Origin of the sequence: Lacticigenium naphthae DSM 19658 (assembly GCF_000425865.1) — a bacterium.
Lineage (GTDB): Bacteria > Bacillota > Bacilli > Lactobacillales > Carnobacteriaceae_A > Lacticigenium > Lacticigenium naphthae.
On record NZ_AUEG01000011.1, the window covers coordinates 1 to 23,065 of the forward strand.

The 23,065-nt window shown below is 42.3% G+C and carries 29 protein-coding genes; all 29 read left to right on the forward strand.

All coding sequences use genetic code 11. The features are described from left to right. Positions 1-819, forward strand: an 819-nt coding sequence (locus H626_RS0107370; RefSeq protein WP_027108788.1) for a flagellin N-terminal helical domain-containing protein, incomplete at its 5' end; no start/stop codon positions are given. A gap of 103 nt (positions 820-922) precedes the next feature. Next, positions 923-1,297 (forward strand): flagellar protein FlaG, encoded by a 375-nt coding sequence (locus H626_RS11205; RefSeq protein WP_051237900.1) that lies wholly within the window; start codon positions 923-925, stop codon positions 1,295-1,297. Between the two features lie 13 nt (positions 1,298-1,310). Beyond that, entirely contained in the window at positions 1,311-2,723 is a 1,413-nt protein-coding gene (gene fliD / locus H626_RS10905) for a flagellar filament capping protein FliD (RefSeq protein ID WP_051237901.1), read from the forward strand. An 18-nt stretch (positions 2,724-2,741) separates the two neighbouring features. Further along, positions 2,742-3,080: a hypothetical protein gene (locus H626_RS0107385; protein ID WP_027108789.1), complete on the forward strand. Its 339-nt coding sequence runs from the start codon at positions 2,742-2,744 to the stop codon at positions 3,078-3,080. Between the two features lie 17 nt (positions 3,081-3,097). Continuing rightward, complete coding sequence (gene fliS / locus H626_RS0107390) at positions 3,098-3,460, forward strand: flagellar export chaperone FliS (RefSeq protein WP_027108790.1); 363 nt, start codon at positions 3,098-3,100, stop codon at positions 3,458-3,460. A 533-nt stretch (positions 3,461-3,993) separates the two neighbouring features. Next, the gene (flgB, locus tag H626_RS0107395) at positions 3,994-4,368 is read left to right on the forward strand and encodes a flagellar basal body rod protein FlgB (RefSeq protein WP_027108791.1); all 375 of its coding nucleotides are present in this window, start codon (positions 3,994-3,996) and stop codon (positions 4,366-4,368) included. 17 nt (positions 4,369-4,385) lie between these two features. Further along, positions 4,386-4,817, forward strand: coding sequence for a flagellar basal body rod protein FlgC (gene flgC / locus H626_RS0107400; RefSeq protein WP_027108792.1), 432 nt, complete (start codon positions 4,386-4,388; stop codon positions 4,815-4,817). A gap of 15 nt (positions 4,818-4,832) precedes the next feature. Further along, positions 4,833-5,156 carry a flagellar hook-basal body complex protein FliE gene (gene fliE, locus H626_RS0107405; protein WP_027108793.1) on the forward strand — a complete coding sequence of 108 codons (324 nt, stop codon included), beginning with the start codon at positions 4,833-4,835 and terminating at the stop codon, positions 5,154-5,156. Between the two features lie 27 nt (positions 5,157-5,183). Then, positions 5,184-6,779, forward strand: coding sequence for a flagellar basal-body MS-ring/collar protein FliF (fliF, locus tag H626_RS0107410; RefSeq protein WP_027108794.1), 1,596 nt, complete (start codon positions 5,184-5,186; stop codon positions 6,777-6,779). A gap of 10 nt (positions 6,780-6,789) precedes the next feature. Beyond that, on the forward strand, positions 6,790-7,794 hold the full coding sequence (fliG, locus tag H626_RS0107415; protein WP_027108795.1) for a flagellar motor switch protein FliG: 1,005 nt from the start codon (positions 6,790-6,792) through the stop codon (positions 7,792-7,794). Further along, on the forward strand, positions 7,778-8,548 hold the full coding sequence (locus tag H626_RS10910; protein ID WP_035618943.1) for a FliH/SctL family protein: 771 nt from the start codon (positions 7,778-7,780) through the stop codon (positions 8,546-8,548). Before fliG ends, H626_RS10910 begins: the two co-directional genes overlap by 17 nt. Further along, complete coding sequence (gene fliI, locus H626_RS0107425) at positions 8,545-9,876, forward strand: flagellar protein export ATPase FliI (RefSeq protein WP_425411633.1); 1,332 nt, start codon at positions 8,545-8,547, stop codon at positions 9,874-9,876. The genes H626_RS10910 and fliI overlap by 4 nt, the downstream gene beginning before the upstream one ends. Before the next feature lie 10 nt (positions 9,877-9,886). After that, positions 9,887-10,321: a flagellar export protein FliJ gene (gene fliJ / locus H626_RS0107430; RefSeq protein WP_027108797.1), complete on the forward strand. Its 435-nt coding sequence runs from the start codon at positions 9,887-9,889 to the stop codon at positions 10,319-10,321. A 29-nt stretch (positions 10,322-10,350) separates the two neighbouring features. Next, positions 10,351-11,742, forward strand: a complete 1,392-nt coding sequence (locus H626_RS0107435) for a flagellar hook-length control protein FliK (RefSeq protein ID WP_027108798.1) — start codon at positions 10,351-10,353, stop codon at positions 11,740-11,742. Between the two features lie 15 nt (positions 11,743-11,757). After that, positions 11,758-12,207: a flagellar hook assembly protein gene (locus H626_RS0107440; protein ID WP_027108799.1), complete on the forward strand. Its 450-nt coding sequence runs from the start codon at positions 11,758-11,760 to the stop codon at positions 12,205-12,207. Next, positions 12,204-12,587: a TIGR02530 family flagellar biosynthesis protein gene (locus tag H626_RS0107445; RefSeq protein ID WP_051237902.1), complete on the forward strand. Its 384-nt coding sequence runs from the start codon at positions 12,204-12,206 to the stop codon at positions 12,585-12,587. Before H626_RS0107440 ends, H626_RS0107445 begins: the two co-directional genes overlap by 4 nt. 81 nt (positions 12,588-12,668) lie before the next feature. Then, the gene (locus tag H626_RS0107450; protein WP_027108801.1) at positions 12,669-13,535 is read left to right on the forward strand and encodes a flagellar hook-basal body complex protein; all 867 of its coding nucleotides are present in this window, start codon (positions 12,669-12,671) and stop codon (positions 13,533-13,535) included. A 468-nt stretch (positions 13,536-14,003) separates the two neighbouring features. After that, positions 14,004-14,207 carry a flagellar FlbD family protein gene (locus H626_RS0107455; RefSeq protein WP_027108802.1) on the forward strand — a complete coding sequence of 68 codons (204 nt, stop codon included), beginning with the start codon at positions 14,004-14,006 and terminating at the stop codon, positions 14,205-14,207. Then, positions 14,204-15,007, forward strand: coding sequence for a motility protein A (locus H626_RS0107460; RefSeq protein ID WP_027108803.1), 804 nt, complete (start codon positions 14,204-14,206; stop codon positions 15,005-15,007). The genes H626_RS0107455 and H626_RS0107460 overlap by 4 nt, the downstream gene beginning before the upstream one ends. 3 nt (positions 15,008-15,010) lie before the next feature. Continuing rightward, entirely contained in the window at positions 15,011-15,787 is a 777-nt protein-coding gene (locus tag H626_RS0107465; RefSeq protein ID WP_027108804.1) for a flagellar motor protein MotB, read from the forward strand. Further along, positions 15,777-16,226, forward strand: a complete 450-nt coding sequence (locus tag H626_RS0107470) for a flagellar basal body-associated FliL family protein (RefSeq protein WP_027108805.1) — start codon at positions 15,777-15,779, stop codon at positions 16,224-16,226. Before H626_RS0107465 ends, H626_RS0107470 begins: the two co-directional genes overlap by 11 nt. Positions 16,227-16,242: 16 nt before the next feature. Beyond that, on the forward strand, positions 16,243-16,647 hold the full coding sequence (locus tag H626_RS0107475; RefSeq protein ID WP_027108806.1) for a flagellar biosynthetic protein FliO: 405 nt from the start codon (positions 16,243-16,245) through the stop codon (positions 16,645-16,647). A gap of 21 nt (positions 16,648-16,668) precedes the next feature. Beyond that, complete coding sequence (gene fliP, locus H626_RS0107480; RefSeq protein ID WP_027108807.1) at positions 16,669-17,334, forward strand: flagellar type III secretion system pore protein FliP; 666 nt, start codon at positions 16,669-16,671, stop codon at positions 17,332-17,334. Positions 17,335-17,347: 13 nt separating this feature from the next. After that, positions 17,348-17,611, forward strand: coding sequence for a flagellar biosynthesis protein FliQ (gene fliQ, locus H626_RS0107485; protein WP_027108808.1), 264 nt, complete (start codon positions 17,348-17,350; stop codon positions 17,609-17,611). A gap of 12 nt (positions 17,612-17,623) precedes the next feature. Next, a complete protein-coding gene (gene fliR, locus H626_RS0107490; protein WP_027108809.1) occupies positions 17,624-18,382 on the forward strand; it encodes a flagellar biosynthetic protein FliR in 759 nt (252 codons plus the stop codon). A gap of 10 nt (positions 18,383-18,392) precedes the next feature. After that, the gene (gene flhB / locus H626_RS0107495; protein ID WP_027108810.1) at positions 18,393-19,460 is read left to right on the forward strand and encodes a flagellar biosynthesis protein FlhB; all 1,068 of its coding nucleotides are present in this window, start codon (positions 18,393-18,395) and stop codon (positions 19,458-19,460) included. A 21-nt stretch (positions 19,461-19,481) separates the two neighbouring features. Next, entirely contained in the window at positions 19,482-21,560 is a 2,079-nt protein-coding gene (flhA, locus tag H626_RS0107500; protein WP_084140193.1) for a flagellar biosynthesis protein FlhA, read from the forward strand. 27 nt (positions 21,561-21,587) lie between these two features. Beyond that, positions 21,588-22,301, forward strand: coding sequence for a sigma-70 family RNA polymerase sigma factor (locus H626_RS0107505; protein ID WP_027108812.1), 714 nt, complete (start codon positions 21,588-21,590; stop codon positions 22,299-22,301). After that, the gene (locus tag H626_RS0107510) at positions 22,294-23,037 is read left to right on the forward strand and encodes a flagellar hook-basal body complex protein (RefSeq protein ID WP_027108813.1); all 744 of its coding nucleotides are present in this window, start codon (positions 22,294-22,296) and stop codon (positions 23,035-23,037) included. The genes H626_RS0107505 and H626_RS0107510 overlap by 8 nt, the downstream gene beginning before the upstream one ends. The last annotated feature ends 28 nt before the right edge of the window (positions 23,038-23,065 follow it).

Here is a 23,065-nt window from a genome sequence, read left to right on the forward strand (position 1 = left end):
AAAAGTAGTTCATTAGCAAAATTATCATCTGGTTTACGTATCAATAAAGCAGGAGACGACGCAGCCGGATTAGCAATTTCTGAAAAAATGAAAAACCAGATATCTGGTTTGACACAAGCATCTCGGAATGCGCAAGATGGGATTTCATTGATCCAAACAGCTGAAGGTGCCTTAAGTGAATCTCATAGCATCTTGAACCGTATGCGTGATTTGACTGTTCAAGCAGCGAATGATACAAATACCAATGATGATAGATTAGCAATTCAAACAGAAGTTGATTCTTTAACGGCTGAAATAGACCGGATTGCCAAAAACACTGAATTTAATACCAAAACATTAATGGATGGAGAGCAAACATTTTCATTCCAAATTGGTGCAAATGGCGGACAAAGTATTGACGTAACCATAGCTGATATGTCTGCAAATAGTTTAACTGGTGCTACAGTAGCAGCAGATGAAACTGTTACTGGTGGAGTCAAAGTGAGTCTAACAGCAGCAGAGGTTGCTGCTAATGAAACCACACCTGGTACTAATGTATTAGATTTTGATACACAATTAAGTGATATTGATGATGCTATTAATGCAGTCTCAACTCAACGCGCTGATTTGGGTGCTGTTCAAAACCGTTTGGATCACACTATTTCTAACCTTTCTACAACAAAAGAAAACTTGTCTGAAGCAAACTCACGTATTCGTGATGTTGACATGGCTGAAGAAATGATGAGCTTTACGAAGAATAACATCCTTTCTCAAGCAGCTACTTCCATGTTGGCTCAAGCAAACCAAATGCCTCAAGGCGTTCTTTCTTTATTACAATAATTTTTATTTCGGAATATCCAAGCCGAGTTCGCTTGGCTTGGATATTTTTATTTTATAATTAAGTTAAACTATTCTTTTTTTTCATCATGACGGAGGGAAATCTATGGGAAACATTCCACCTATTCAACCAACACACACTGTTATTCCAGCTAAACCAATAAAAGAGGAAGTCGTGAAAGTCTTCGATACTTTTATGCAAGCGGATCAGTCAAAATCTGAGCTTGGCCATTATGATAAAGAAAAAGAAGGGTCTATCACAGAACCTATTTCTGAAGCCATCGAAGAGGTCAATGAATACTTATTGGGTGTGAATGCGCAATTGGAGTATCGTATTCATGAAGGAACCAAACGAGTGATGGTTCGTCTCGTCAATTTGGAGACACATGAAACATTGCGTGAGATGCCGCCAGAAAAAATGCTTGATTTAGTGGAAGCAATTTGGGAAAATGTAGGCATCATTGTAGATAAGCGAAAGTAAGGAGGAGAATCATATGTCTTTTAGTATCATGGGATCTTATTCCGGAATAGATATGGCTACGATCGATCAAATGATCGAAGCTGAATCAGGAAAATTAAGACAATTTCAAAGTAAGCAACAAAATCTGACGGCAGAAAAAAATGCCTGGAAAGATGTGAATACACGTCTGGATTCACTACAAAAGAAAATGACAACGATGAAAGAAGCACCACTGTATAATTCAAAAATAGCAACAATAGATAATAGTGAACTAGCTAGCGTAACTGCGGATTCAAGTGCAGTGAGTGGAGATTATTTTCTACATATCGAGCAATTAGCGACTCGTTCACAAGTCAACTTCGGTAAAATTCTAACTGCAGACCAAACAACTTCTTCAGAATTGACTCTTACTACGAGTTTGACCTTGGAAGATGCCGACGGGAAATCATTTAACGTGGATGCAGAAGCGACAGATAGCTTGAAAGATATCGTCGAAAAAATAAATGCGCAATCAAAAGAAGCCGGAACTTCTGTATCGGCAACGATCATCAATGACCGGTTAGTCTTCATGGACCAAAAAACGGGTGACCGTGCAATCAATGTTACGGGAGACTTGGCTACTTCTTTAGGAGTTGCTGCTGCAGATGCTACTACCAACCCTGGACAGAAAGCAGTTTTTACGATAAATGGTATTCAGATGGAAAGTGACTCCAATACCGTCGACGATGCTGTAGAAGGATTGAGTTTTACTTTGAAACAACAGAGTACAACAACGCAGGCAACCAACCTAACTGTGAAAGAGGACTTTGAGAGTACGACAAAAGCGGTGAAAGATTTTGTGGACCAGTATAATTCGGTCATGTCTTTCGTGGATGAGCAATTAGATGTCGGTGACCCCTCGGCTGATTCCAATAAAACGGGTAGTTTGGTGGGGGACGGCACTTTGATACGAGCACAATCCCAATTACGTTCCTTGATGACGAGTACCAATCAAGATGAAAATGGTGCGTTTACTCAATTAAAAGAACTGGGGATCACCGTTGATCGAGATGGGAAAGCGACGCTAGATGAAACAAAGCTAACTGAAGCCTTGTCGGAAAATGCTGATGGTGTGAAAAATTTCTTTACCGCAACAGTTTCAGAAGTAAACGCTGCTGGTGAAACGGTTGAGAAAGAAGTTGGATTATCTGATCGCTTCACAACTATCATCGACAGCTACATCCAAAAAGATACCGGGATCATCTCGTCTCGTTCGAGCAGTATCGAACGTACGATAGAAGATATCGATGACCAGATCACAACCTTTAACCGCCGCCTGGAATCAAAACGGCAACGCTACATCAAGCAGTTTACGGCTTTGGATACGGCAATGATGCAAGCCGAATCGCAACTGGATTACTTGATGAGCACAATGGGCTCTATGAATACACAATCTAAATCGAATTAATAGAAGGAGCCCTGTGCGATGAGTGATAGCCAAGAAAGCGTACTGATGCAACTGGAAACGAATTTAGCCGATTGGGATGGTTCCAGCGAACAAGCGATGGAAATCATCTCGAAAAATCAGACCTTGTTTGATCAATGGACGGATATGCTAGAAGGACGAGAGAAAATAATGCCGTCTGGTAATCAAGCAGATCGCATGCAGCGCATTATCCAAAGACAACGTGCAGTGATTCACTGCCTTCAAGAAGACAAAGAGCAACTTCAAAAACGGTTCAAACAACTCAATCAGAAAAATAAAGTGACCGATAATTATTATCGCATACAAGAGTCTTCAATTTTTGTCGATCGAAATATGTAAAGAAGGGAAATGACTTCATGGCTTATGCAAAACCAGCATCTGTATACAAAGAAAATCAAGTAACGACGGCTTCCCCAAAACAATTAGTTATCTTATTGTATCAAGCTGCTGTTAAGAATATGCGCTTAGCCGAACTGGCTATCGACAGCAAAGAAAATGACAAGGTGAATAAACACTTGATCAAAGCGCAAGACATCATTCAAGAACTTGCTTCCACTTTAAACTTTGAACAAGGCGGAGAAGTGGCCCAAAATTTAGCTGATCTGTATGCCTACCTGCTTCCGCAACTGATTCAAGCCAACATCAAAAAAGACAAAGAGAAAATCGAACAGTGTCGTAAAATCATGAACGAACTGCTCGAAGCCTGGAACGCTATCTAATCGATAGTGTTCTTTTTTTTGCATCATTTGTCCCAGTGTTTTTTTGCGTATATATCAATTAGACCACTAAATAAATATTGAACTATTTGGAGGTGTACATTATTATGTGAAATTTTTTTGCATATTTACATAACAAACGTAATATATTTGTATAATTTTTCTTTACAGTTTAATGACGAAATGTCACAAAATTGTCATAATTGGATAAAGGGTCAATAATATGTGAACATTAGGACTATTTTAACATATGACTTTCATTACAAAATTAAAAAATAGTTGTTATGGAATGAACAAAATCAATTAATTTAGTACTAAACTAATCAAATTCCACAATTTCTTAGATTGTTCTTATAGTCCTAATTGTTTGATAATCGAAGTGACGCACCTTTTTCACCATAAATTTATGTGTTGTCTAGGCTTTTTAAAAACCTTATACTTACTCTCGTGGTGTATTTTTATTAAGACAAGTTTAACCTGAATACATATTAACTATTTCCTCATATAGTAAACCAATTTAAAAAGGAGTGGGTCTGATGGATCATACCTACCAATTATTGCAAAAGGGATTACAGACGGCTTCGTTAAGACAAGAAGCGATCTCAAGCAATCTCTCCAATGTGAACACGGCAAATTATAAAGTGAATAAAGTGGAATTTGAGTCTCTGTTAACGAATGCACTAAATGGAGACGGAATGAGCGTTACCCATCAAGGTCATATCGGCTATAAAGATGCGCTCGGTATTGAACCTGAAGTGAGTAAGCGAACAGGTACGACAGTGAAAGAGGACGGAAATAATGTCGATGTCGATTTAGAAATGACGGAGATGGCTGCCAACTCGATTTACTACCAAGCATTGATCCAACAAGTCAATGCCAAGTATTCGATGATGCGCAGCGTGATGAAATAAGAATGAGGTGAAGCGGAATGTCCATGTTTGATTCTATGAAAATCAATGCGAGCGGGTTGTCGCTGGAGCGGTTGAAGTTAGATGTGACGTCCAGCAATATTGCGAATGTGAATACGGTGCGAACGGAAGAAGGTGGTCCGTATTTAAAGAAACAAGTACTGTTTGAAGAGAGTTTAATGAGAGAAAAATCAGGTATCCATCAAGGACTAGAGCTGAATAGTTTTGGTGTGAAAGCGACGGGGATCGCGGAAGATCCGTTGAATACGAAGTTCATGTATGAACCGACTCATCCGGACGCCAATGCAGAAGGGTATGTGGAATATCCGAATGTGGATATGGCAGATGAAATGATCGAAATGATGACGACGCTGCGGACGTATGATGCCAATGCAACTGCTTTGAATGCCAGTAAAGAGATGTTGAAGAAGGCTTTGGAAATTTCTAGATAGATGAGGAGTGAATAGATGAATACAGAAGCATTGATGCGTAATGTATATTCGAATGTGGGCTTAGATTCATTAGGTCAATTGAACGAACAAGCGAATCCGGCAGCGGACAAGCTAAAGGGTCAAGATTTCACCGGCATGTTAACGAATGCGATGGAAAATCTAGAAGCGAAACAAGCAGATTCCAACGCGGCTATCGAATCGATGATCGTGGGAGAAACAGACGATCTACATACAGTTATGATCAAATCAACGGAAGCGCAACTATCTTTAGAACTCGCTGTCCAAATGAGAAACAAAGTGATCGAAGCCTATAACGATGTAAAAAATATGCAATTTTAAATGGGCAGTAAGGGGAGTTAAGTTGCGATGGATGGAATAAAAAACATAGTAGCACAGGTGAGCGCAGGCTGGGAAGCCTTGGGAAGAAAAAAACAAGTTCGGCTAGGGCTCATCGTCATGAGTGTTGTGAGTGCGTTGGTTTTCTTAACGTATTTCACTCAGCGGACAGCTTACGCGGTATTATTTTCCGATATGGAATCCGCTGATGCCGGACGCATCGTCAATGATTTAGAAGCGAAGGGTCTGGCTTATAGACTAGAAGATGCAGGCACGACCATTTTGATCGATGAAGAACAAGTGGATGCTTACCGCATCGATGCAGCGGTGGAAGGTATGCTGCCGGCAAGTTCCGTTGGATTTGAAATTTTCGATGATACGAGCATGATGTCGACGGATGCGGATAGAGAAATCATGTTCCAGCGTGCGGTTTCTGGAGAATTGGAGCGGGCCATCAGTTCGTTAGTAGAAGTGGAGTCAGCGAAGGTCATGGTATCGATCCCAGAAGAATCGGTATTCCAGAATCCAGATTATCAAAAAGAAGCGAGTGCCTCTATTGTGATCGAACCGCGCGGAACACAAAGGTTAGGCGGACAAACGATTCAGGGGATCGCTTCTTTAGTATCCGGTTCTATTGACCATTTACCAGTAGCCAACGTCCAAATCGTCGACACAAACGGGAATCTCTTGAGTCAGTCGCTACAGGCGAATGATTTCATGCAGACGACCGACAGTGTCACCCAGTATCAAAGCATCCAACAAAATGTCGAAAATGAAATGGAACGCAAGATTTTGCAATTATTGACGCCGATTTACGGTATCGACAATATTCAAGTTTCTGTTTCAGCTGAAATGAATTTCGATGCCATCGAACAGGAAATCACACGCTATGAAGGCATCGAAGATGAAAATGGCGAGATCAAAGGGATCCCGCGTAGTGAACAACGCAGTGCTACAGGAAATGCGGAGTTTGTCCAAGGCGTTCAAGATGGAAATATTGGGGACAATGCTGGAGCTGTAACAGGTGATGAGGGCGACGCGTCGAACTCCTACGATGAAACGATCAACTATGAAGTAGATTCATTAGTCGAGCGTGTAATCAAAGCACCTGGGTCGCTGAACCGTATCGGAACATCGGTCGTCATCAACGGAGAAGCCATGAACCAAGATGGGATCGAGCGCTTGATCGAAGGTGCGACCGGGTATGATCCGGAAAGAGAAGACTACTATACAGTCGAATATATTCCTTTTGCCAATGGCGAAGGGTTCAAAGACTTAGAGGAGAACGCACCGCTCGACGAAACCATCACCGCTTTCCTAGAAGCTTATTGGATGTACGTCTTGGGGATCGGTGTCAGTCTGATCATCCTGATCACGGTACTGGTGCTCTTCATGCGAAGAAAGCGGAATGATTTTGATGAATTTGCTGATTTAAACGACAATGAGGACTATCTAAGTGAAACAGACAAGATGCAGAGCATTCTAAAAGAAAAAGAAGAAGCTACGAAAGCTCAGCAGCACCAGGTCGCAAATGAACGGGAAGATACGACACGCAAATATGCACAGGAAAATCCTGAGATGGCAGCTGAATTGATCAAAATTTGGGTGAACGATAAGAAAAAGTAGGTGACAGAGAGTGACAGAAGTAAATGGAATTAAAAAAGCGGCTATTTTATTGATATCTTTGGGACCGGATATTGCATCTAAAATCATGAAACAGATGCCGGATACGTATATACAAAAAGTGAGTTATGAAATCGCGAATATCGAATTAGTCAAACCCGAAGAACGCGAAGAGATCATGACGGAATTTATGGAAATGTCCCAGGCACGTGAATATATGCTAGATGGCGGGATCGATTACGCCAAAGACTTGCTAAATAAAGCATTGGGATCGAGTCGTGCCAAAGAAGTGATCGATATGTTGAATCAGATCCAATTGCGCGAACGTCCGTTTAATATCGCACGGAAAGCAGATACGCAACAATTGACTAATCTATTGTTGAATGAACAGCCACAAACAGTGGCGCTTATTTTATGTTATATGCAACCTGAAAAAGCGGCCCATGTATTGTCCGCGTTCCCGTTGGAGTTGCAGGCAGAAATATCGGAGCGCATCGGAACGATTTCCCAGACATCGCCTGCGGTCATTGAGCGAATCGAAAAAGTCATCGAAAATAAATTCTCTTCGTTTGTAGAAAACGAAACCGAAAATGTCGGGGGTGTGCATACGCTGGTCGAGATATTGAACGCGATCGGACGGAGCTCCGAGAAGAAAATCGTGGCCGAGTTGGAAGCCAAAGAACCGGAATTGGCCGAAGAAGTCAAAGCCTCCTTGTTCACTTTCGAAGATATCATCACGTTATCCAAAGAAGATGTCCAGAAAGTGTTGCGCCAAGTGGAAAACGACGATTTGGTCATGGCCCTCAAAGGCGTTACCGAAGACTTGCGCGACTTTGTCTTTGACAACTTATCGAGTCGTGCGGTGGAAACGATCAAGGAAGATATGCAATTCTTGGGACCGGCACGCTTGTCTGTCGTGGAAGAATCCCAGCAAAAAGTGGTCACTGTTATTCGCCGCTTAGATGATAAAGGCGAAATTTACATCCGACGAGGTGAAGCAGATGAAATCATCTCCTAGGATCATCAAAGCAGGACAGGCTGCCAATGGGGCAGACCGGTCAACGATCGAAACAGAGATTCAGCTCCTGGAAGAAAAAATAGCTTCTGTGGATGAATCGACTGAATTTCAAGACGAAGAAGTTGCCGATGCGTTAAGGAAAAAACAAAGCATCTTAAAACAAGCGGCTGTCGAACGCGCTGAAATGCTGGAACAAGCCGAAGCAGCAATCGAGCAGTTGCGAAAAGAAACTTTCGCGCAAGCGTTGGCTGACGGCCAGCAAAAAGGCTTTGATCAGGGGTATGCAGATGGATACGACCAAGGTTTTACCACTGGCCAGACAGAATCCCACAAGTTGAAAGAGGAAGCCTGGCAACAACTGACCATCGCCCGCACTGAAATCGATGACTACGTCAAAGATAAAAAGCAAGAATGGATGGAACTGGCTATTCACATGGCTGAAAACATCCTACATGATCAACTTGCTAAAGATGATAAAAAGTTACTGAACCTGATCCATCCGGTCGTTCAAGAACTGGACCGCCAAGAAGATTTCGTTGCCTTGAATGTCCATCCCACGGAGATAGAGAAAGTAAAAGCTCTCCTCCCTACATTGAAAGAGACCTATTCAGATAAACGCTTCGTCGTTTATCCAGACAGTGAAATCGAACGGAACGGATGCGTGATCGAAAGTACCCGCGCCGTCGTCGATTTGCAGATCCATCAACAGCTAGCCAATGTATTGAAAGAAATGAAAGAAATGGAGCGCGCATAATGTTGAACTTACCCATCCAGGACTACCACCAACTCCTTGAAAAAAAACAATTTACCTTAAAAATGGGAAAAGTTTCCCAAGTGACCGGCTTGATCATTAAAGTAGAAGGCCTGGATGCGTTCATCGGAGAAGTCTGTGAAATCAACATCAAATCCAACGGCAAAAGGGTCCTCTCCGAAGTGGTGGGCTTCGTGGAAAACACCGTCTTGTTGATGCCACTGGATGAGTTGGAAGGAATTGGACCTGGGTGTCTAGTGCGACCAACTGGGAAAGCTTTTCAAGTCGACGTGAGCGATGCGATGCTGGGCAAAACATTCGATGGACTGGGGCGACCGTTGAACGGTGAAGCAGCCGACAATGGAAATCCTGTCGCAGTGCATCGCGCTCCCCCAGATCCGTTTACACGGCGCAGGATCGCAGAGGTAATGGCCACCGGTATTCAGGCGATCGACGGAGTGTTGACTGTCGGAGAAGGCCAGCGGATGGGGATCTTTGCCGGAAGTGGAGTCGGGAAAAGTACCTTGCTTGGAATGATTGCGCGCAACTGTCAGGCAGATGTCATTGTGATCGGCTTAGTCGGAGAGCGGGGACGCGAGGTCAATGAATTTATTGAAAACGACCTGGGGCCAGAAGGCTATAAAAAATCCGTCGTCGTCTGTGCTACATCCGATACACCGCCACTTGTCCGCTTGAAAGGTGCCTATGTCGCGACAGCGATCGCCGAATATTTCCGCGATCAAGGTAAAAAAGTCGTTTTGATGATGGACTCGGTGACCCGGGTGGCAATGGCGCAGCGAGAAATCGGCCTGGCAACTGGTGAACCGCCAACTACCAAAGGGTATACCCCTTCCGTTTTTACAACCTTGCCCAAACTGCTGGAAAGAAGCGGGATGGCGCAAACCGGTTCAATCACTGCTTTTTATACCGTATTAGTTGAAGGAGACGACATGAACGAACCGATCGCGGATGCCGTTCGCGGGATCTTAGACGGGCACATCATCTTGTCACGGAAGATCGCTTCAGAAAATCAGTATCCGGCCATTGATATTCAAAACAGTTTGAGTCGGTTGATGAAAGAAATCGTTCCCGACCAGCATTACCAGTTGGCTGGAAAATTAAAAGAAAATATGGCCATTTATGCAGACTCGAAAGACTTGATCGACGTGGGGGCCTACCGCAAAGGAAGCAATCCGATAGTGGATGAAGCGGTACTGAATCACAAGCCGATCCGAAACTTCTTGAAGCAAAGTGTGGACGAGAAAGTTTCTTATCCCCAAACGATTGAACAGTTACACGAACTTTTTGAACGGACGAGTCGAATAAGTTAGGAGTGATTGAATGAGTCGGTATCAGTTTTCAATGGAAAAAATATTGGATTGGCGAAAAGACAAAGCAAAACAAGCGCAACAGACGGTCTTAGAAGCTGAAGCCAATTTACATAAAGAACAAGCAACACTGGAAAAATTATTAAGAGAGAGTTTGCAGCTGAAGTATGCAGACTTGAAATCGAACGATATCGATGGACTGCGCCACCATGATCTCTATAAATCGCTAGTGAGTGAAAAAGTCGTGACCCAGAAGACCCGGGTGAACCGTGCCGAAGAAGTCGTGCGGGAAATGCAGGCGGCTTTAGCGGAATCACACAAAGAAAAACGAGTACTGGAAAAGTTGCAGGAGAAGGAAGAATCTGCTTATTATTTGGCTGAGAAAAAAGAGGAACAAAAGGAATTGGATGAAATGGCAACTATCCAATTCGGGCGTTTTCTCTATTAAAAACAGCAGCCATTGAGAGGAGGTGAAATATGAACACGGTGCAATCAATGAAGCAAACTGTAAATGTGAAAACGGTGAAGATACCACAAAAGAATCAGACAGAAAAACTGGAAACATTCGAAGCATTTTTACATGGACTGATGAAAGAGAGTGAAGTTGTTGGGAACGGACTGACTGAAGAAGGAAAACTCTCACCTGAAGAGGAACAGGAAATTTTGCAGTTGCTAAACCTACTGTTTACGCAGTCTGAAGGGACAGATGGGGATTTCTTAGGAGAACTGAAAGAGATGTTATCCAAAGACCAGCAAGTGCTCCTTCAAAAACTCTTTCCAGAACACGATCGAAATGCTTCGATAGATACTGAAACCAGCATTCCGCTTACTGAGCTCTTTACACCAGAAGAAATGACAGAAGTAAAAGCGCTGTTGAGCCAAGTAAAAGAAGCAGTAGTAGATAGGTTTCAAGGTTTACCGATCGAACAAGTCGAAGAGAAATTAGCTCTGTTAGGCGATCAGCTCAAGAAACCGGCAACGGTAGACGAAATCAAACAAATCATCACCAGTCTAGTGGAAACGGAAGAAAGACTGAGCACTATAGAAATAGAGAATACAAAAGAAATGTCTGTGATGATCAAGGAACCGACCCAAAACTTAGCAGTCCTTTTTAGAAACTTTAAAGCACAAATAGATGCATCAGCCAAAGGTGCTGAAAACGTGCAGGCAGACGAAAGTTCAGAAGCTACCCATCCAATACTGGAAACAGTACAGAATGTGGAAGGTGTTGAACAGCCGACCAACACAGAGGTTATAGAACAAACCGTTCCTACTATCCTTCCTCACGCTGGATCGCTAAAAGAAGTGGAAGAATTGGGGAAAGAGACGGATGGAAAAAAAGTTTCTTCTATAGAAGAAGGCGCACGGTTTGCGGTGAGCTCCAAAATAAATCCGGAAGCGGCAACTCCAAAAACGACACAGTCTATAGCAACTGCCTTTAAAGAAACAATGACAGTGAACGAACTGGTGACGGCTCAAGAAAAACTAGTCGTAGATTCGCTTGTTCGATCAGGAGAAAAAATGACGGCTAAGATCCAACTCACGCCGCAACACTTGGGCAAAGTATCAGTGGAAATAGAAATGATCGATGAACTATTGACGCTAAAATGGGTAGTTGAAAATAGTGAGACGAAACACATTTTAGATCAACAATTCAATCACTTCAAACAAGATATGGCGAGCCAAAAAATAGCGGTGAATAGTTTTTCAGTAGACGTCCAAACCGGTCAAGACCAAAGCCAGCAACAATCGTCTTTATTCCAGCAGGAACAAGACCTAAAGCTAAATAGGTCAGGTATGGAAGAAACGGAAGAAGTCATCCAAGACAGAGAAGAAACCGACTCAACAGGAGTCAGCTTACTGATTTAAGGAAGGAGAGACGCAATGGAAATGAACAATGCATCTTTAATGGGCATGCGCTCACAAGTGAATGGCGTGGAAAAAACCCCAGAAGTTAAAAATCCAGGAACACTGAGTACAGACGATTTCATGAAAATCATGGCGGCAGCTATTAGTTTACCTTCTTTGCCAGGTGATGATGGTGGAAGTGGCGGCGGCGGTGGAGAAATGGATTACATTTCGCAAATGGCTCAAATGAATACGTTAGATCAGATGACGCAATTGACCGAAGCAATGAACATGACACTGATCATGTCTCAGCAACAACAAGCCATTCAAATGGTCGGGAAAAATGTGACAGTAATGGGAGAAGAAGCGGGATTGGTTACAGGAGTTGTTGAAAAGGTAAAATTCAACGATGGTCTTGCTACGATTTTGATCGGCGGAAAAGAATACGGGATGAACGCAATCACCGAAATGGGTGGAAGTGAATGATTCAGGACTATTCCATTCATTCAGTGAACAAACAGAACACGCAGACGCCCCTTAAACAGGTTTCAAAGCTTAAAATCGATCACCAATTCGAAAGTTTTTTGAATCAGGCGTTAAAAAACGAAACAAAAACCGGAGAGCTGACCATTTCCAATCATGCACAGAAACGACTCGAGCAGAGAGGTCTCACGCTGGAAGCAAGTGATTTAAGCAAAATAAGCGAGGCAATGGAAACCTTAGAAACAAAAGGTGCCCAAAACTCTTTGATTTTATACGATGAAATGGCACTGATCGCGAGCATTAAAAATCGTACCATTATTACCGCATTAAAGACAGATGAAATGAATGAAGTCACCAATATCGATAGTGCCGTAAAAATTTAAGCAAGACCTAGCTGGACTGAAAAGAGGCTAGTTTCCTATTGACTGATCGATATAGGAAAATCGAATGGAGGAAAATATAAAATGTTAAAATCAATGTATTCTGGAGTTTCTGGAATGAAGAGTTTCCAAACAAAGATGGATGTCATTTCAAATAATATCGCAAACGTCAGTACAGTCGGATTTAAAACCGGGCGTGTCCGTTTTGAAGATATGATCAGCCAAATCAATCAAACTGCTCAAGGCCCAAACAATAATGGTGGCGGTGGGGTCAATACTCAACAAGTCGGATTAGGTGTACAAGTAGGATCGACTGATACGGTTATGAGTGGCGGTTCGCTTCAACCTACGGGACGTAATTTAGATTTTGCCATACAAAATGGAGATAGCTCATTTTTCGTTGTCAGTAAAACGGGTGATGGTGCAAATGTTCAATTTACTCGCGACGGTGGTTTTTATGCTGACCAAGATGGAAATTTAGTTACAGCTAGTGGAGCACGTTTAATGGGATACAATACTGATCCGATAACTGGAGAAAGTTTAGCTGTAGATGCTGGTGTCGTGACTTTGTCTATTCCTGAAGATGTAGATGGTGAGGATATTCAGAACTACACGATTGATAATACCGGATTGATAACAGCTACATTAGCTGATGGAAATACGGCTACTTTAGGGCAGGTTGCTCTAGCTAGCTTTGCCAATCCGGATGGGTTAGAAAAAGCTGGAGGGAACTTATATAATAATACCGCAAACTCTGGAGAGGTTATCTATGGTCTTCCATCAGATGCAGGTTATGGTGTGATCCGTTCTGGATTCCTTGAAATGTCGAACGTCGATTTAGCGAATGAGTTTACAGAAATGATCACCACTAGCCGTGCATACCAAGCAAACTCACGAAGCATCACGACATCAGACGAGATGCTACAAGAATTGATCAACTTGAAACGTTAATAAAATTGTAAAAGGTTGATCAGGTAACTTTCCGCTCTTTTCCGACTAGAAGTTGCCTGAATGGAAGTCTTGCAAGCAACTTCAATGGGTGAAGGCTAGTAAGGTTGACTGAATCGAACTGATTCAAGCAAGTTGAGGGCTGAGTAGTAGCTGAAGTTACCCGAACGGAGCCCGTATTGGACACTTTCCGCACTATTCCGACTAGAAGTTGCCTGAATGGAAGTCTTGTAGGCAACTTCAATGGGTGAAGGCTAGTAAGGTTGACTGATTCGGGCAAGTTGAGGGCTGAGTGGAAGCTGAAGTTACCTGAATGAAGCCCGTAGTGGACACTTTCCGCCCTTTTCCGACTGGAAGTTGCCTGAATGGAAGTCTTGCAGGCAACTTCAATGAAGAAAAGTGAATAAAGTTACCTGATTCAATTGAAAAAATTCAACACAACACAAACTGTTTGTGTAAGGAGATTACCACATGATTGAATTGACCTCTATTGTAGGTGAATCGTTTTTATTAAATAGTGAATTGATCTACCGTATTGACTGGGCACACGATACTGTCATTACATTGATCGATTTAAAAAAAATACGTGTCAAAGAAACACCAGATACTGTAGCTGAAAAAGTTTTAGACTATAAAAGAGAAATATATGCTTATCAAAGGGAGGCAGAAAATTGAAAAGAAATATATTCCCTTTAATCGGGTTGGTAGTAGGAATTGGATTGATCCTTTGGTCCATGAGTTCGAGTGGACCGCTGATTGGATTTTTTGACGGCCCCTCTTTAATTATTGTGGTTGCGGGCTCATTTAGTGCATTGTTGATCAGTTTTCCTTTTACCGTTTTAAAAAAAGTTCCTTCATTACTTAAAAAAATGTTTTTTGCTCCCAATGATGATCGCAGAGAATTGATCGATCTGATTACAGGGATCTCCAAAAAAATGCGTCGCGAAGGTGCGCTCGCAATTGAAGATGACATTGCCAGTTTAACCAACCCATTGTTGATATACGGTTTACAAATGGTTGTAGATGGAGTCGACGGCGAAACCATTGAAGAATTGATGGAATTGGAATATGAACAGATAACGAGTCGGCATAGTGTCGGTCAAATGGTCTTCTTAAAATGGGGAGAATACGCTCCAGCTTTTGGGATGATCGGAACATTGATCGGATTGATTGCGATGTTGAGTGATTTGGCTGACCCGACAAAAATCGGTACCGGAATGGCGACAGCTTTGTTGACAACATTCTATGGTTCTTTCTTGGCGAACATGGTTTTCTTACCGATCGCCAAAAATTTGGAAGAACAGTCCCGTGAAGAGATGAAAACCTTCGATTTGATCATGGAAGGTGTTATGTCTCTACAAAAAGGACAAAATCCACGTGTTATCGAACAAAAATTAGTGAGCTTCTTGTCAACTTCTGAAAAAGGGTTGGATGAAGAGGCTTCAGTAAGAAATCCAGCAGTAAATGAGGGATAATACATGTCTAAAAAGAAAAAAAGGAAACAGAAAAAAGATAATGCTTCGGGGCCAGCTTCCTGGTTGACCACCTATTCAGACATGATGTCTCTCTTACTTGCCTTTTTCGTCTTATTGTTTTCGATGTCAGTCATCAGCACCGAAAAATTTGAAGCAGTCAATTACTCGATGAAAGATGCTTTTCTGGGAACCAACGGGGCGACCATTCTGGAAGGTCCTTCATCATTAGATGAGGGAGTGGTCGATGAAGAAAGTCCTTTTGATGAAAATAAAGAGGACATTACTGAAGAAGTTGACCAGATCCCGAAAGAGGTCATCCTTATGTACGACCAGGCAATGGATTACATTGATGTAAAAGGATTAAATACCGAAATTTCTTTAACGAGAGATGAAAAAGGGATCTATCTGTATATCCAAGAATCGATTTTGTTCAGTTCGGGTAGAGCAACCTTGACCAGCTCAGGAGAAGATACGCTAGAAAGTTTAGCGGGATTATTAAAAATATTTGATAATAGTTTAGTGGTCGAAGGTCATACGGATAATGTTCCCATGTCTAGTGAACGTTTTCCGTCAAACTGGGAGTTGTCTACAGGCAGAGCCGTTTCTGTACTTCGCTATTTAAGTGAGGAAGAGGAGATCGATCCGAAACGACTTTCCGCTAAAGGATATGGGGAATTTCAGCCACTGGTTTTGAATGATACCCAAGAAAATAAAGCAAAAAATCGACGTGTGAATATCGCCGTTGTCCATGAAAAGGAGGAGATACCGGATGGCTTCTAAAGAAAATAATGAAAAAAAATCAAAAAAAGGGATACTCCTTTTATTGCTTGTCCCTCTATTGTTAGCTGGGGGTGTGTTTATCGGCATGCAATATGTTCAATCGGCAGAAGGACCTGAAGAAGTTGTTGAAACGAAAGTTGCATTAGATGAATTTATCGTGAACCTCGAACAAGGAGAAAGTTCACGAAATGATTCCTATGTAAAATTGGAGATCACCTTGATGAGTTACGATGAAGAAGTGACTGCAATCATTGAGAACAATCTACCTAAAGTGCGCGATGCTGTGATACATGTCGTGCATAAAAAAACACCCAATAGCTTGTTTACAGAAGAAGAAGGTAATTTAGTAATAAAACAAGAATTGAAAGAACGCATCAATGCGGATTTACAAGAAGTAGTGATCGAAGAAGTCTACGTTACTAATGTGCTGATGCAATAAGAAAGGAAAAAGGTTTATGGATTTCTCGACAACGTTACTGTATCTCTTTCGAATGATCGGCGCTCTCCTATTGATCGTCTGGCTAGCCCATTACTTGTTAAAAAAATTAAATCGTTCGATGCGTCAGCCAGGGAAATTGATTCATGTGCTTGAACGCCAACCCATAAACAAAACGGCTTCCTTAAACATTGTTGCTGTTGGGAGTCATTATTATTTAATGAGTTTCAGCGAAAAAGGCATAGAGTGTATAAAAGAATATACAAAAGAAGAAGCAGATGAATTACGCTTACAGATCATACAATTAAAAGAACAAGAAGAAACAGATAAAAAAATCACGCACAAAGAAGGGCTGTCTACAGAAAATTGGCAGGCAGCACTCAAACAGGCGATTCAAAAGAAACACGATGGAAACAAAAAGTAAAGTGAAGAAAGTGGTGAGAAAATGGTAACCGATGTAATGGATGCACTCAACAATTCAGCCGGTGGCTCTTCAGATATACTCAATACGTTTTTCTTGTTCACCGTCATTGCATTGGTTCCTACCTTGCTCGTATTGACCACAAGTTTTACACGTATCATCGTTGTTCTTTCTTTTACACGTAACGCTTTAGGTACACAGCAATCTCCACCCAATCTTGTCTTGACGGGGCTAGCCTTGTTTTTATCGTTCTTTATTATGCGTCCGATATTTGATGAGATAGCTGAAACGGCACTGACACCTTATATCAATGAAGAAATCACGGTGACGGAAGCTTTAACAGAAGCCCAAGCACCACTAAAAGGGTTTATGCTTGAAAATACCCGTGGCAGTGACTTAGAGCTTTTCATCGAATTAGCAGAAGAACAACCGGACAGTCCAGAAGAGGTCGCGTTTCTTACAGTGGTGCCGGCATTTGCAATCAGCGAACTACGGACAGCCTTTACCATCGGCTTTCTCATTTTCATTCCTTTTCTGGTCATTGATATTGTCGTAGCCAGTATTTTGATGTCGATGGGGATGTTCATGCTGTCTCCGGTCATGATCTCGTTGCCATTTAAATTATTGTTATTCGTTTTGGTCGATGGCTGGTACTTAGTGGTCGAGTCACTCGTCAACGGATTTTTATAAGAGGAGGCCGAAAATGACAATTGCTGAAATATTAGACGTCATGCAAGACGCCTTTCTTGTCATGATTCAAGTGGGTGGGCCCATCCTGATCGTCGCATTAGTGGTAGGGCTGGTCATCAGTATTTTGCAAGCGACCACCCAGATCCAGGAACAAACACTCAGTTTTGTTCCGAAGCTCCTTGCCATTCTCCTTTCACTCGTTTTGTTGGCGAATTTCATGCTCAACACGCTACTATCATTTACCGAACGTATCTTTGATATCATAAGCACTTTGTAAAGGAACGATTTTATGAACACGTTGCAAACCTTCTTTCTTATATTTACCCGTGTAGCCAGTTTTATCGTTATCGTTCCCGGTTTTTCTTACAAAGGAATGCCTGCAATCAGCAAGATCATGCTTTCGGTAGGACTTGCACTAGCTGTTTACCCCGGCCAACAAGAGCTTGCGACGGTACTGACTCCATTTGTCTTTGGACTCTTTATCATAAAAGAAGCGTTGCTCGGATTGGCTATTGGTTTCGTAGTACAACTAATATTTTCTGCAATCGAAATGGCCGGTCAATTTGTTGACTTTCAAGTTGGTTTTTCAATGGGCTCACAATATGATCCAAGTTTGGGGATTCAAGTCTCAAACTACGGCAGGCTTTACTATTGGCTATCGATACTGCTGTTTTTTTTGACAAATTTGCACCATACAACTATACGGGTTTTTGTCCGTTCGTTTGATGATTTGCCGATAACCCAAACCAGCTACAACTATTTGGGGACGGAAGGGATCGTCCAGATGATCGGCTTCATTTTTGAGTCGGCTATTTTACTGGCTATTCCTTTAATGATCGTTGCATTGTTATCTGAACTGGTCCTGGGATTGATCTCAAGAACGGTTCCGCAGATAAATGTATTGATATTAGGGATGCCGATGAAGATTTTAGTCAGTCTGATATTTATGTTTTTTTTCTTGCCCACGCTGATCAGTAACATTGGAGCATTTATGCCCAAAATAGTCGAAATGATGAGTGAATTTATGTATGCTTTAGGAACGGATTAGGAGTGAAGAAATGTCTGAAAGAGATGGAAAAACAGAAAAGCCCACGGCCAAAAAACTACGCGATGCTAGAAAAGATGGTCAGGTTGCTAAAAGTCAGGATCTCTCTTCTGCAATCTCTTACCTTGTATTTCTTTTGCCTGCCACATTTTTAGGAAGCTATCTACTCGAGAACGGAATGGGCATGATGCGCTCATTCTTAACAGAAGGATTAGCTGTATACACACTGAATGAACAACTCAATTACATAGGAACGCGTGCCATATTATTTGTTCTGGTGCTCACCGTTCCATTTTTAGCCATTGCCTTTTTCGCCGGACTGCTTGCAAATCTACTCCAAGTCGGCTTCATTTTTTCCACTAAATCTATGAAACCGAGTTTTGGAAAAATGAATCCCGTCAAAGGGATCCAGCAAATGGTTGGAAAAAAAGCATGGTTTGGTTTAGTGAAAAATTTAAGCAAGTTAGGCGTTGTTTTGTATTTGATGTTTTTGACTCTCCGCGATTCCTTTCAACTGATTTTGCACTCGAGTCAAATGGGAGTGGAAAAGTTATTTCCATTGTTATTATCGCTCATTCGAAGTTTGGGAGTAAAATTAGGCATTTTTCTTCTCCTTATAGGTGTGGCCGACTACTTATTTCAGCGGTATGACCACAAGAAAAACTTGATGATGTCCCAGCAGGACATTAAAGATGAGTTCAAACAAATGGAAGGCGATCCGCAAATGAAATCGCAGCGGAAACAAAAATACCGTGAAATGTTGAACGGAAAGCTTTCCGACGTCGATTTTGCCAATGTCGTCATTACCAATCCGACTCACTTCGCTATTGCTATCCGCTATGACCGTTCAAAAGATGCTGTGCCGATGGTAGTGACGAAAGGGCAGGATCACATGGCGCAAAAAATCAAAGAACGCGCTCGTGAGAATAAAATCGTGATCGTTGAAAACAAACTAGTCGCACGTAGTTTGTACAAAGATGTAAAAGCCGGAGAGCCTGTTCCGGAAAAAATGTATCAGGTGATCGCTGAAATCTTAGCTTTCGTTTACCAGGTGGAAGCACAACAGAAAAACAAAATTTAAACGAAAGAAGAGAGGATCATCATGACCAATTCCATGCGCACTACATTGAACAAATTCTCCACTTATCTAGATAGTCTGGTCGCTTTTGTCGTAGTAGCTGTTATCGGCATGATCATTGTTCCTCTGCCTGCATTTTTATTAGATATCCTCTTAGTCATGAACATTGCTTTAGCTATTCTGATTCTCGTATTGACGTTATTTACTAATTCCGTACTGGACTTCTCGTCTTTTCCGACTTTACTCCTCTTGACGACTATGATCCGCTTAGCCTTAAACGTATCTTCAACCCGGTTGATTTTAAGTGAAGGAGAAGCTGGACAGGTGATCGATACCTTTGCAAACTTTGTAACTGGAAATAATTACATAGTCGGAGCGGTCATCTTTATTATTATTGTTCTGATTCAAATGCTGGTAGTCACCAATGGATCCAGTCGGGTCGCAGAAGTATCGGCTCGTTTCACTCTGGACGCCATGCCCGGAAAACAGATGGCCATTGATGCCGATTTGAATTCTGGCATGATCGACGAAGCTCAAGCAAAGCAACGACGCAGCAATTTAGAAAATGAAGCCAATTTCTACGGAGCCATGGATGGAGCCAGCAAATTCGTCAAAGGTGACGCCATTGCTGGGATCGTCATCACGATCATCAACCTGGTCGGAGGGATACTGATCTTTTCTATCAACGGAAGCTACACCGTTACAGAGGCATTGGCCGAGTTTGGGAAATTGACCATCGGGGATGGCCTCGTGAGTCAGATACCTTCCTTACTGATTTCAGTTGCTTCTGGTATTTTAGTCACACGGACAGCAAACGACAAAGGTTTTGGAGATTCGTTAGGAAAAGAATTATTCCGGACACCCCAAGTACTGTACATTGTTGCAACGATTTTATTCTTATTTGCGTTTATTCCTGGCTTTCCCTTCTTTCCCTTTGCGTTGATCGCAGTCTTGTTGGTGACCACTGGATACCTATTGACACAAAACGAAGCCGATCAGCAAAAAGTATCAGAAGCAAAACAAGCCCAGGCAGACACCATTCACAAAAAAGAACGTTCAGACGAACCGATCACCTCTTTCCAGGTGGATCCGATCGCCATTGAAATCGGCTACGGGCTGATCCCGCTAGCCAATGAGGAACAAGATGCCAACTTGACGAGTCACATTCAATCTGTACGCAAGCAGCTCTCACATGAGAAAGGGATCGTATTGACACCGATCCGCATTCGGGATAATCTGCAATTCACTCCGAACCGTTATGCAATCAAAATCAAGGGCAATGAAGTGGCCAGTGGAGAATTGTATGTAGACAAATACATGGTAGTGGAACCCGAATTGATCGATATAGACATCAAAGGTATTCCGACAAAAGAGCCCGCGTTTGGGCTGGATGCTTTATGGGTAGACGAAAAAGATCGTGAGCTGGCTGAACTGCATGATTTGACAGTCGTCGATCCATTGACTGTCTTGGTCACCCATTTGAAAGAAGTCATTCACCAGCATGCGCATGATCTACTGGGACGCCAAGAGGTGAAACAGTTACTGGAAGGCATCAAAGATCAGTACAATGTGGTCATCGATGAATTGATACCGGATATATTGCGCTTAGGTGAAGTTCAGAAAGTGTTGCAGAATTTACTGAAAGAAGATATTCCGATCAATGACTTGGTGACCATTCTGGAAACCTTAGCCGATTATGGCACATTGACCAAAGACCCTGAAACCTTGACTGATTATGTACGCCAGTCGTTAAAACGGACAGTCGTTAAACCCCATCTGGATGAACGGGGACAATTGAATGTCTTGACGGTACATCCGGATACGGAAGAACGGATCACAGAAAGCATTCAAAAAGCTTCCGGCGGATCGATTCCGGTTTTGCAGCCGCGGGTGATCACATCGTTTTTCGACAGTCTGAATCAGCAGCATAACCAGCTGGAAGCTCAGGGCGTTCCGCATGTACTGCTTACTTCTCCAAAAATCCGAGCAGCGACACGCAATTTGTTGGCTTTTAACTTCCCGGATATTGCCGTGTTGTCTCTAAATGAAGTACCAAATGATACGCAGTTGGAAACACGCGGAATGATCGAAGCGACTCTCTAATTTTTTTAAAGAAAGTGGGTGAAGTAAATGGATGAAACAAAAGCAACCATCGATATGCTTGAGTATATGCCGCTGGTCGAAAAAGCCGCACGCAATACGAAAGTCAAAAGTCATTTGTATGATCAAGATGATTTGATCAGTATGGGAACACTGGGGTTGATGGACGCCATCGAAAAGTACAAACCAGATACCAATGTCCCGTTTGAAAAATATGCCTATGTCCGCATCAAAGGGTCCATCATTGACGAGGTAAGAAAACACGCCCGCGTTCCGCGTACACGGGTATCTAAATTAAATGAATTTTACCGGGCCAAAGAGGAACTGGAGAGGAAACATTTACAGACCCCATCGGAATTGGAGATTTGTCAGGCAATGGGCATCGACAAAAAGCAGTTGAGCGCGATCCATCAAACGATCCACAGCTTGGCCGCTATCTCATTAGAAGATATATTATTTAAAGATTCGGATAATGACAGAGAATGGAAAGATTCTGTAGAAGATAAAAAGTCCATTTCCGTTGAAGGTGCCTTACTGCAGTCAGAGCAATCCGACTATTTAAAAAAAGCCATTGGGTCGTTAACAGAAAGAGAACAAACGATTTTACAATTATATTATGTAGATTCATTGCCATTGAAAGAAATCGCCTATATCTATAACTTGTCCGTTCCACGTATATCCCAGATACATGCCCAACTATTACTGAAACTACGTAGCTTTTTAAGGAGAGAATACCATGATTAGAAGTATGGACGTACTCGCGCGCAACTTTAACGTGTTACAAGAAAAGCAGAAAACGATCAGTGTCAATGCTGCCAATGCGACCACACCCGGGTACAAAGCGCAACGACTCATTCAAAGTACGACCGCAGCTGAAGATTTACATAATTATATGGGTGGCCGTGAACTGGAGGGTCGCCGTCAACTGGGCGGCTTCACTTTTGGAAATCAGCTAGATGAAATGATTCGTTCATTTGATCCCGGAGCATTACAAAGCACAGGCACCGTAACGGCTGTAGGCTTACAAGGAGAAGGGTTCTTTACCCTCCAAGGGGAAAATGGACAGCAACTATTTACCCGTAACGGCGATTTTACAGTCGACGAGCAGAATCAGCTCGTGACCCAAAACGGAGAATTGGTCCTCGCTACGAATGGTGGGGCGATCACTGTAGATGAGCGCTTGACTATCGATACAAAAGGACGCATTTTAGAAACGGGACAGCAATTATTGATCACACGCTTTGAAGATGTGAATCAGCTGGATTCTGTCGGGGAAACGACTTTTACGGGTCAAGGCGGCATTCAGGACACTGCACAAGTTTCTGTTTACCAAGGGTTTCTAGAGACATCCAATTTGGATATGGCCGATGCTATGGTGGATCTGATGCAGGTGACCAGAGAATTTGAAGCCAATCAGAAAGTACTGTCAGCTGCCAATGACACGTTAAAAAAAGCCACCAATGAGCTAGGCAGAGTCTAAAAATCAACGATCAATCAAGAACAGGAAC